Raw genomic sequence first — 11,305 nt, forward strand, 5'->3', positions numbered from 1 at the left:
CATAAATGCGGAACTTTTAAAAAGTAAAGCACACAATGTAAGTTCAGGGAGGGAAATTTAAGATGAAATCATACATTGCAAAAGCACAAGACGTTCAAAGAAATTGGTATGTTGTTGACGCTGCTGGTAAACCATTAGGTAGAGTTGCTAGCCAAGTTGCATCAATACTAAGAGGAAAACATAAACCAACATTTACACCAAATGTTGACTGTGGAGATTTCGTAATAGTTATCAATGCAGAGAAAGTTGTTTTAACTGGTAAGAAGTTAGATCAAAAAATGTTAAGAAAACACAGCTTATATGCTGGTGGATTAAAAGAAACTCCATACAGAGAAGTTTTAGAAAAGAAACCTGAGTTCGCTTTCGAAGAAGCTGTAAGAAGAATGCTTCCAAGCGGAGTTTTAGGAAGAAAAATGTTAAAGAAATTAAATGTATATAGAGGGGAAGAGCACGGACACGCAGCTCAAAAACCTGAAGTACTTGAATTAAAGTACTAATTATATAGACGCTCGGGAGGAGGAATAAAAATGGCAAAAGTTCAATATATGGGAACTGGTAGAAGAAAAAAATCAGTTGCAAGAGTAAGACTAGTACCAGGAAATGGTAAAGTAGTTATAAATAACAGAGACAGCGAAAACTATTTTGGATTAGAAACTTTAAGAGTTATCTTAAACCAACCTTTAGTTTTAACTGGAACTAAAGAAAAATTTGACGTATTAGTTAACGTTCACGGTGGTGGATTCACAGGTCAAGCTGGAGCTATCAGACATGGTGTTGCTAGAGCATTAGTTAAATCAGACGAAGCTTTAAAGTCAGAATTAAAGAAAGCTGGATTCTTAACTAGAGACCCAAGAATGGTTGAAAGAAAGAAATACGGTCTTAAAAAAGCAAGAAGAGCTCCACAATTCTCAAAAAGATAATTTGTTTGGAAGCTTATATGGAGAGCAGAATTTATTCTGCTCTTTTTTTGTGCTAAAATTAAGAAAAAATATGGCTAAATTAAAGATGAATTTCTAGGAAAAACAAACTATTCTTCTATAAATAAAGTAATAAATGGAATTAAAAGGATTGTTATGTTAAAAGTAGGTTAAAAATGTTTTATATTTATTAACAAAATAGAAGAAATGATGTACACTAAAGATGTTGAAAAGTTAACAGAAAGTAAATGTTTTTAATATAAAATAAATAAAATGGACGGGGGACGTTATTTTGAATTCTACAATCATGACAATAATAACTTTAATGGGTGGATTAGGACTATTCATCTATGGAATGAAATTAATGGGAGATGGATTAGAAAACGCAGCTGGGGAAGGATTAAAAAAGATACTTGAAAAAGTAACTTCAAACCCATTAGTTGCAGTTTGTGTTGGTGCAGCAGTAACAGCAGTTGTTCAAAGTAGTAGTGCAACTACAGTAATGGTAGTTGGTTTTGTTAACGCTGGTTTAATGAACTTATCACAAGCAGTTGGAATTATAATGGGAGCTAATATTGGGACAACAATAACGGCTCAATTAGTAGCATTTAAATTAGATGATATTGCACCTTTATTTGTTTTTGCAGGAACTGTAATAATAATGGTTGCAAAAGCAAAGAAAAGAAAAGAAATTGGAAACATAGTACTTGGATTTGGTATTCTATTCATGGGAATGGGTATCATGAGTGATGCAGTAAAACCACTTGCAGCATCACCAATATTTGCACAAATTTTAGCACAAGTATCACAACATTGGTGGATAGGAATTATTGCAGGAGCAGCAATAACAGCAATACTTCAAAGTTCATCAGCAACTACAGGAATACTTATAGCACTTGCAGGTTCAGGGGTGTTAGATATAAGAATGGCACTTCCAATCTTATTTGGATGTAACATCGGTACATGTATTACAGCTATGATAGCAACAGTTGGAACAAATAGAACAGCTCACAAAGCTGCATTACTACACTTAATATTCAATGTAGGTGGAACAGTAATTTTCTTACCTTTCTTAGGAATGCTTGGGACATTAGTTACAAGAATGAGTCCTGGAGATGTTGAGAGACAAATTGCAAACTCACATACAGTATTTAATATAATTAATACTCTTGTAATGTTACCTCTTAGAGGCTGGTTAATAGTTGCAGTTAATAGGTTAGTACCTGGAGATGATGAAATCGAAAAGGTAGGGCCAAAGTATATTGATGATAGATTATTAGAAACACCAGTTATAGCGGCTGGACAAGTTATAAAAGAAACTATAAGAATGGCTAATAAAGCTAAACACAACTTAGAAATTTCTATGGATGCCTTTGTTAAGGGTGATGAGGAATTAATTAAAAAGGTTCATGAAAATGAAAAGATAATAAATGTCTTAGAAGAATCAATAACAAGTTATTTAGTTAAGCTATCAAAATGTGAGTTATCAGATAAGGAAAAAGGAATAGTAGCATCTACATTCCACATAGTAAATGATATTGAGAGAATTGGAGATCATGCACAAAATCTTGTTGAACTAGCATCACAGAAAATGGATGAGGATATTAAATACTCTGATGAAGCAATTGGAGATTTAGTAGAGATATACAACTATACAAAGATGGCACTTCAGGTATCTATCGATAGTTATGAAAATAGAGATGTAGAAAAAGCTAATAGTATAGCACCATTAGAAGAGAGAATAAATAAAGCAGAAAAGACTTATAGAGATAAACACATAAAGAGATTATATGAAGGAAAGTGTAATGCATATGCAGGAGCAATATTCCTAGATGTAATAAGTAACTTTGAAAGAATCGGAGATCATGCAACTAATATAGCGGAAAGTGTTATTGAGAATAATGCAATTTAAAGAAATGAAGCGTAAGCTTCATTTTTTTTGCATTAAATATGAAAGATTAGGAATACTAAGTTAAGAATGATATTTGGAAGGAGGTGACTGTTTTAGCTTATTTATTTTAAAAATTGGTAAGTAAGTTGGAAGAGGTGCCTATGAAAAAGATTATAAAAGGTCTAATAATAATAATGATTTTTCTTACGTTAGGGAGTAGTTTAGCAGCCTTTTCTATTGAGGAAAATGAGTATAGTAATGAAGAAGGACTTGAAAGAGTTATTCTTATTGACCCAGGACATGGAGGTGGTGACGGTGGTGCATCATCTCAAAATGGTACAGTTGAAAAAGTATTAAATTTAGAAGTTTCATTAAAGTTAAAAAAAGTGCTAGAGGAGAAGGGGTATCGTGTAGAATTAACTAGAGAGAATGACGAAGCCTTATCTAAAAAGAAAAGAGACGATTTATGGCTTAGATGTAAGAAGAAAAAAGAAACTAAGTGTGATGTATTTATATCAATTCATCAAAATAAATTTAGTAATAAAAAATGCAAAGGCTCACAATTATGGCATGCAAGTAATAAGGAAAGTAAGAACTTAGCGTTAAACATACAAGCATCTATAAAGGAAAACTTACAAAATGATAATAATAGAATTCCAAAGGATGCAAAAAATGGACTATTTATATTAAAGGACGGAAATAAAAGAGCAAATGTAATATTAGAGTGTGGATTTATATCAAATGATGAAGATGAAGAAAATTTAAAAAATGAAGAATATCAGAATAAATTAGCAGAAGCAACGGCAAATGGGATAGAAAAGTATTATAAAGAAAAAAATAGTAATTAAGTTAGATAAACCTTTAGAAGATTCATAAAGTCTTTTAAAGGTTTTTTAAATGGGGATAGGTAATAAGGGTTTTAATAGTTGTAAAAATATTCTAAAATAATAATAGAAGATTAAAGGAGTGATAGTAGATGAGAGAGATTGATGTTAAATTAGTACAAGAAAAAATTAAAGAGTTGTGTATTAATGCAAATTACTATTTAGGCGAAGATATAAAGGAATCACTTAGTGGATTTAAAAAAATAGAGAAAAGCAATATTGGTGAAGGAATATTAGAAAATATACTAGAGAATGCTAAAATAGCTAAAGAGGAAAATGTACCTATATGTCAAGATACGGGAATGGCATGTGTATTTGTAGAAGTTGGTCAAGAGGTTCACTTTGTAGGAGGCTTGTTAGAAGAGGCTATAAATGAGGGTGTAAGAAGAGGATATGAAGAGGGATATTTAAGAAAGTCTGTAGTTAAGGACCCAATAGACAGAGTAAATACAAAGGATAATACACCAGCGATGATTTACTATAATATTGTTGCAGGAGATAAGGTTAAATTAACCCTTGCGCCAAAAGGTTTTGGTTCTGAAAATATGAGTAAGATAGGGATGCTTAAACCTTCAGATGGAATTGAGGGAGTAAAAAACTTTATTTTAAAAACTGTAGAAGAGGCAGGACCTAATCCATGTCCACCTATGGTTGTTGGAGTTGGAATAGGTGGAACTTTTGATAAAGCAGCTTACTTAGCTAAAAAAGCTTTATTAAGACCAATTAATGAAGAAAATAAATTAAGCTACTATAGTGAGTTGGAAAAAGAATTATTAAAAGAAATAAATAAGCTTGGAATAGGACCACAAGGCTTTGGAGGACTTACAACTGCTTTAGGTGTGAATATAGAGGTTTTACCAACGCATATTGCAGGATTACCAGTAGCAGTTAATATAAGTTGTCATGCAACAAGACATAAAGAATGTATTATATAGGAGGGGATAGATGATGGAGATAAGATTAGAAACACCTTTAACTGAAGAAAAAATAAAAAATCTTAAAGCAGGAGATGCAGTATTACTAAGTGGAGTAATATATACAGCAAGAGATGCAGCACATAAAAGATTAGTAGAGCTTTTAGATAAAGGAGAAGAGCTACCTATAAATATTGAAAATGAAACTATATATTTTGTAGGGCCATCACCAACGAAGCCAGGATATGCTATAGGTTCAGCAGGACCTACAACAAGCTATAGAATGGATGCATATTCTCCAAGACTTTTAGATATAGGTTTAAAAGGAATGATTGGAAAAGGAAAAAGAAATGATGAAGTTATCCATTCTATAATAAAAAACAAAGGGGTTTATTTTGGAGCAATAGGTGGAGCTGCTGCATTAATTGCAAGAAGCATTACTAAAGCAGAGATTGTTGCGTATGAAGATTTAGGTGCTGAGGCAATTAGAAGATTAGAAATAAAGGATATGCCACTTACTGTTATTATAGATAGCGTGGGAAGAAATTTATATGAAATAGGAAGAAAAGAATACTTAGAAAAAATAAAGTAAAAAAGAAGGCTTAAAGTTCAAATTTAAGCCTTTATTTTTTATGGGAGACGAATACCTAAAAGCGTAAGTACGCTAGTAATATCATTAATTATTGTAGCAGAACCACTACCAGCAAATAGAAGTCCTACAGCTCTATTTTTCATATCTAAAATTAAGCTCCCAGAATCACCTGCATTAGACATTGGAGATGCTACAATTTGACCAACAAATCTAGCAGTACCATTAGTATAATTTACATTAACAGTAGCATTTAAAGCTGTAATGGTACCAGTTGTATAAGAAGTAGTTCGACCAAACTTCTGAATTTGAAGCCCTAGCTTAGGTGGTGCAATATTTGCAATACTGCCAATAGTATGAATCTTGTCTGTTATAGATGAAGGATCAGAAATTTTGGTTAGTGCACAATCAACGTAATTATTTTGACCATTAAACTTTAATGGAATATATTTAAAAAAAGTTCCTATAACATCTGTAGAAGGAGAACCACCATCACCTTGTCCAGGTTGCATAATAGTTTTATTAAATAAAACAGAATTTTCTAGAGAAAATACATGATTGTTAGATAAAGCATATACTTCATCAGCAGTACCAACAAATCCATGAGTACGGCAACCAAGAGTTCCCACAATAAATTGATTTGTAACACTGGTGCTTGTACCACCTTCTACAGGTCTAATTTTAGTAGTAAAAGCGTAGGGTGTTATAATACCTACTTCAATAATATCAGTAGCAAAGCCTTTATAGGTATCAGGTAAAATATCATCTTTTTCTAAATTAGATAAATCTTCTTTTTTTTCAACTAAAACTTTAAAACATGGAATATCAGTTAAAAGTCCATTAGTTTCTTTATAGCCAAACCCAACGCCATTTACATTTTTAAAATCAAGAAAAAAATTAAAATCAGTTCTGCATAAAGAACTAATGTCAGTATGGACTGAATTCATAGAAATCATCTCCTTTAAGATAGAATTAGTGCATTAAATGTGACTGTGATAGTAGAGTTTGAAGAGATAGTATTAAGGGTAATACCACTTAGGGGATTGTCTATACTTGGAATATTATTTATTTGGACAGAGTTAGGAATAAATTGTAGATTAACAGGGAGTGTATCATACAAAATACAATTTATTAAATTAACTGACCCTTGATTTTGGATAACAAGAGTATAGGTTATAGTATCTCTAGTAGTATAGAAAAACTTATCGCTAAATTTATTAAATAAGATGCTATTTGAATTTACAGTTAATGAAGTGATATTAGTAATTGTTGTTAGAGTATTCAAAATAGCACTATTAGGAATAGCAGATTTATAATTAATTACTGCAGATGTTAAAAGTGGATTTGGGGATGGAAGTGTATTAACCAGTACTATAAATGAAACAGTAGCTACATCGTTAGGATTTAAATTTGGAATTGAAATAGTAGAAGGATTCGCTAAAGGTACATTTATATTGTTTATATAGACACTTCCAGGTACAAATGAAATTTCTGAAGGTAATGTTGTTGTCATAGTTGTAAGTTGACTAAGCAAGTTTCCAACATTACTTAAGCTTAAGGTATACGTTACAGTAGTACCTATAAAGGCAGTGGTTGGATTAACTGAATAATTAGAAGTTAAGGAGGCAGAAGAAATTGTAGTAAGCTCATAATAAGATCCGGTTAGTGCAGTAGAATTAAGCGTTGATGAAGGATCAACCTTATAAGCGTAAGCTAAATTATTATAGGTTTCAACGAAACCACTAGCTGGAAGTGAGGTTACAAGCAAATTATAAAATATAGTTTTTGTATTATTTACTGCTAAATTACCTAAAGAGATACCAACAGTTGGATCGCCTGAAATTGAGACATTATCTTCTTTTAAAGAGGATAAATCAATACTCATTCCTGAGTCAAGAATTTCAGTAAGGGATAAGTTAGTAGCGAGTGTATTACCAAAATTATCAATAACAATTGTTGTAGGAAGAGGATAATTGAGACCTGAAAAATCATCAGTATACTTATTAACGCCTAAGATAGCTTTATTTAAAAAAATAGATGATTGATTAGACAAATCACTTTGTCTAAATGTAGTAGCAGTTGTAGTATAACTATATATAAGATTACTAGTATTTGAAAAATTGCTTGGAACAGGAAATGTTGTATTAACACCGCATTCAAAAGAAACTGTGGTAACCTCATTGGGAAGAAGGTTAGGTAGCGTCATAGGAATTGGTGGATTAAAGCCTAAAGCTTGAGCATTATTAATAAATACAGAATTTGTTGTAAAGGTAACTTGTGTAGGTAATGTATCTATAAGATAAACATTAGAAATTGTAGTATCTCCAGAATTTAAAATTGTAATAGTATATTTTATAACATCTCCAAAATCAACAAAAGACTTGTTTGAAGATTTTGTAGTATTTATTATAATGGGCATAAAAAAACCTCCTATAAAAATTTAGTATAGTGAACTCAATAGAAATAAGCGCACATACTGTTAGTATATGTAGAAGGAAAAGATATGATAAAAAAACCATCAAGTCTAATAGTTTCCTATTTAACTTGATGGTTTAAATTTTATATATTTCTAAAGCCCTGTCCACGAACTTCTGATATTTCCATTATAGTTATAAATGCTTTTGGGTCTATTGAATAGATTTTATTTTTAAGTGAAAGCATTTCACGTGTTGTAACTATGCAATAAAGCATTTTTTTCTTTTCATGAGTATACTCACCTTCAGCAGGAAGTGAGGTAACTCCTCTATTTAGATCTTTAAGGACAAATTCTACAACATCTTTTTCATTTGAAGTTAGTATAAGCATTAACTTTCTACTATTAAACCCTTTAAGAACCTTGTCCAGTACTAATCCTTGAACAAAAATTGAAAGTAAAGTATATAGAGCTTTTGGTAAACCAAAAATAAGAGCTCCAATTACTACTATGATACAGTTAAGTATAAAACCAAGTTTACCAATTCCAAAGTTAGAATATTTTTTACGTATTAACATTGTTATAATATCGGTTCCACCAGTGGATCCATTTCTTAAAAATACAATTCCATATCCAGCACCACATAATGCACCACCATATAAGCAATATAAAAGTACATCATTTACACTAATGAGTGTTGATAGTGGTTTAGTTATTATTAAAGATAAGGATAATGATATCATTCCAATTCCAGAATATAAAGTGAAAGAGGAACTTAGCTTTTTAAAACTTATAATAAAAAGTGGAACATTAATTAAAAATACTGTAATACCAGCAGGCACATTAGCAACATATTGCACGATTAGTGCGAGCCCAGTTGCACCACCACTTAAAAGTTTTGCGTGTGTTAGAAATAGATTTACCCCTAAAGAAGCAATAAGACATCCAATAAAGATGAAAAATACATCTAAATAGAAAGCTTTGCTTTTAAAAATTTTGTCCATAAAAATCTCCTATGTATTTCATTAAAAGTCAACATAATTATATATAAAAAGTAAATAGAAGTTAACCTCTAAAAATAGGTGAATTTGACGAAAAATCACTAAAATAAGTCGAAAATCTATGCTTAAACCTATAAATCTTTTATATAGTAGAAAATAAAGGGGATTATAGAGATATAACACTAGAATTAAAGTCTAGTGTTATAAGGTGTTGAGTTTATAGAATTAAAACAATCATTTTGAATATCGTTTAATATTTTTTGTTCTATAGGATTTTGCATTGGAAAAGGCATTTGTGGATTATCAAATGAAGAGCAAGGATCTTCACAAAGATTTAGACTGTTAGAATTACAGATATCTGAAAGATTTTTTTCATTTAGTGTATCACAGAATGATTCACAAGGCACTTTAACCTTGATGTTAAACTGAATATTATAAAATCCAAGTAAAATATCATTACAAAGTCTTTTAGAATATTTGTTAACAATATTTGCAGTAACAGAAAGAACTTTTTGAATAGAATTGTGTAGCGGTATCTCTTTAGAGAAAGGTTTGATAAAAACTTGAGAATATTTTTTACCATCACTACCATAAGTGTAAATTACTTTTACCAAAATAGTGCCATAAATGAAAAGCACTTTTTCACAGCCTAAACTACAAATCTTATATGAAAGTAGACAAGCTTTTGATTCATGGCAAAGGATAGTAATTGGTGAATTACAATAATTGTTTATATTGAAAGAATCTTGATAACAAGAAACAGAGGAAATACAGGTATCTTTAAATTTATGTTGATTGCATTCCATATTAAGTCACTCCTTAAAATCTTCTAGTAGCTATTATATTAAAAAGTGTGGAAAAATGTTCAAAAAGATAAAAGAAAAAAATATATAGGATGAAAGTAACAAAAATAAAAAAGAAAAATAGAATATTTAATATATAACAGTCGTTTAAATGAGGAGGACGTAAATGAGTTTTACTTGTGATCAAAATGATAAGAGAGTTCAAAAAAGAATTCCAAACAATCAATCTATATTCTTTAGTGGAATAGATGATCAAAAGAAATGTGACCTTGGATGTTACAATTATTGGACAGAACTTGTAGTAAATGGAGGTATAGAGGTACCACTAGAAAAACCATCAATAGATGAAATTGATTCTATGAGTGTAAAACTACAAATAATAAGACAAAAGGTTGTTAAAACACCAGCAATAATTGATGAGGAAACAGAAAATTTAATTCCAGTTAAAAACCTTCAAAATAGAGTTACAACAGGAAGAAAACTTATAATTGAAGGAATGATTTGTGTAAATGTATCGTATATAGGCAAAACAGAAGATCAAAATATGCATACATTCCAAGGAGCTATACCATTTTCAACGTATATAGTTCTTCCACAATATCCAGAAAAATCTTTAAATATGGATGCACTTGATATGAAGTTTAATATAGTATCATGTGTAGAAAGTATAGTAGTTAAAGAATTTACGGATAGAGATATTACATTATGTATTCCATTTGTACTACACTCAATACCAACAGGAAAAGAAAACTTTGATTGTTTAGGTGGACAAGAATCAGGAACTTGTTTAGAGAAAAATACTGAAGATGTAAATACTTGTATGAGATTAAATGAGCCTATAATAAAAGGGATTTGCTCAGAAAGAAAAGTAGAAAACATACTAAAGACAGAAGAAGATAATTTATGGGTAGAGATGTTTGTACCTGAAATTATAGATTTACCAGAAGGAAAACCAGACATAGATGAAATTTTATCATTAACATCTAAAGTAGATATAATTTGTCAAAAGGTGGTTCATACACCATCAACTTGTGTTCCAAATTATGAAGGGTTAGCATTAACAGGAAAGAAATTAATAATAGAAGCTATATTAAGACAAAGAGTGACTTATACAGCTTGTGTAGAAGGATGCCAATCTATTCATTCAGCTCATTTTGATATTCCAATATCAGCCTTTATTATATTACCAGAAGAAACAAAAATTGCAGATAAATTTGTAGTAACTTCATGTATTGAGGATATTTTTGTATGTACATTAAGTGAAAGAAGAATATTTAAAAACACAACACTATTCTTCAAAGCTACACCAGTTAAATGCTTTAGTAATTGTGAAAGTATGTGTTAGGAGGTAGAGAAGATTATGAGATGTAAGTGTACAGTAAAAGATAATTATGAAGTTATAGGACTTTGTAAAATAGATAAATTTGCATGTATTTGTAATGAAGAGGCATGGACACAAATTAGTGTTCCACAAGTATTATCATTACCAGTAGGAAAACCAGATATAGAAGTAATAAATAAAATATATAACAGTATAGAAATAACAAGTACAAGTATAATAAATACACCAGTATCATGTATTCCCAATATAGAAGGAGTTAAGCTTACAGGAAAAAAATTATTAGTTGAAGGAAATGTATGTCAAACTATGATATATACTGCAGGAATAGCTTGTAACTCTGTTCATCCAGTAAATTTCAAAATACCATTTTGCACCTATATAATTCTAGATCCAGATGTAGATATAGAGTTAGATAGTTATTGTGTTGTGCCTTGTATAGAGGATGTATATTCAGAAATTTTAAATGAAAGAACATTATTTATGAATATAACAATGTTTTTATTAGCAAGAAAAGTTGAAAGCAGTTGCTTTTAATAAAAGATCAGGAGGAA

General features: G+C 30.4%; 12 protein-coding genes. 8 read left to right on the top strand and 4 right to left on the bottom strand.

Annotation, left to right across the window (positions count from 1 at the left end):
- Positions 1-62 precede the first annotated feature (62 nt).
- The 6 genes from rplM to ACRC28_RS00460 all read left to right on the top strand — a co-directional run bounded on the left by rplM (position 63) and on the right by ACRC28_RS00460 (position 5,198).
- Positions 63-497, top strand: coding sequence for a 50S ribosomal protein L13 (gene rplM, locus ACRC28_RS00435; RefSeq protein WP_438541488.1), 435 nt, complete (start codon positions 63-65; stop codon positions 495-497).
- A gap of 30 nt (positions 498-527) precedes the next feature.
- Entirely contained in the window at positions 528-920 is a 393-nt protein-coding gene (rpsI, locus tag ACRC28_RS00440) for a 30S ribosomal protein S9 (RefSeq protein ID WP_438541489.1), read from the top strand.
- A gap of 304 nt (positions 921-1,224) precedes the next feature.
- The gene (locus ACRC28_RS00445; RefSeq protein WP_438541498.1) at positions 1,225-2,829 is read left to right on the top strand and encodes a Na/Pi cotransporter family protein; all 1,605 of its coding nucleotides are present in this window, start codon (positions 1,225-1,227) and stop codon (positions 2,827-2,829) included.
- A gap of 140 nt (positions 2,830-2,969) precedes the next feature.
- Entirely contained in the window at positions 2,970-3,656 is a 687-nt protein-coding gene (locus tag ACRC28_RS00450; protein WP_438541490.1) for an N-acetylmuramoyl-L-alanine amidase, read from the top strand.
- A 128-nt stretch (positions 3,657-3,784) separates the two neighbouring features.
- On the top strand, positions 3,785-4,627 hold the full coding sequence (locus tag ACRC28_RS00455) for a fumarate hydratase (protein WP_438541491.1): 843 nt from the start codon (positions 3,785-3,787) through the stop codon (positions 4,625-4,627).
- 13 nt (positions 4,628-4,640) lie between these two features.
- A complete protein-coding gene (locus ACRC28_RS00460) occupies positions 4,641-5,198 on the top strand; it encodes a Fe-S-containing hydro-lyase (RefSeq protein WP_438541499.1) in 558 nt (185 codons plus the stop codon).
- A gap of 38 nt (positions 5,199-5,236) precedes the next feature.
- Here ACRC28_RS00460 and ACRC28_RS00465 read toward each other — a convergent pair whose 3' ends face one another.
- From ACRC28_RS00465 to ACRC28_RS00480, 4 genes are all read right to left on the bottom strand, one after another.
- The gene (locus ACRC28_RS00465; protein WP_438541492.1) at positions 5,237-6,142 is read right to left on the bottom strand and encodes a trypsin-like serine protease; all 906 of its coding nucleotides are present in this window, start codon (positions 6,140-6,142) and stop codon (positions 5,237-5,239) included.
- Positions 6,143-6,156: 14 nt separating this feature from the next.
- On the bottom strand, positions 6,157-7,614 hold the full coding sequence (locus ACRC28_RS00470) for a hypothetical protein (protein WP_438541493.1): 1,458 nt from the start codon (positions 7,612-7,614) through the stop codon (positions 6,157-6,159).
- A 140-nt stretch (positions 7,615-7,754) separates the two neighbouring features.
- Positions 7,755-8,612, bottom strand: coding sequence for a YitT family protein (locus ACRC28_RS00475; RefSeq protein ID WP_438541494.1), 858 nt, complete (start codon positions 8,610-8,612; stop codon positions 7,755-7,757).
- A gap of 185 nt (positions 8,613-8,797) precedes the next feature.
- A complete protein-coding gene (locus tag ACRC28_RS00480; RefSeq protein WP_438541495.1) occupies positions 8,798-9,415 on the bottom strand; it encodes a hypothetical protein in 618 nt (205 codons plus the stop codon).
- 163 nt (positions 9,416-9,578) lie between these two features.
- On the opposite strand from ACRC28_RS00480, the gene ACRC28_RS00485 reads away from it, so the two are divergent.
- On the top strand, positions 9,579-10,757 hold the full coding sequence (locus ACRC28_RS00485; RefSeq protein WP_438541496.1) for a DUF3794 domain-containing protein: 1,179 nt from the start codon (positions 9,579-9,581) through the stop codon (positions 10,755-10,757).
- 15 nt (positions 10,758-10,772) lie between these two features.
- Entirely contained in the window at positions 10,773-11,288 is a 516-nt protein-coding gene (locus ACRC28_RS00490) for an SPOCS domain-containing protein (RefSeq protein WP_438541497.1), read from the top strand.
- Positions 11,289-11,305: the final 17 nt, after the last annotated feature.

The organism is Clostridium sp., assembly GCF_051650885.1.
Lineage (GTDB): Bacteria > Bacillota > Clostridia > Clostridiales > Clostridiaceae > Clostridium.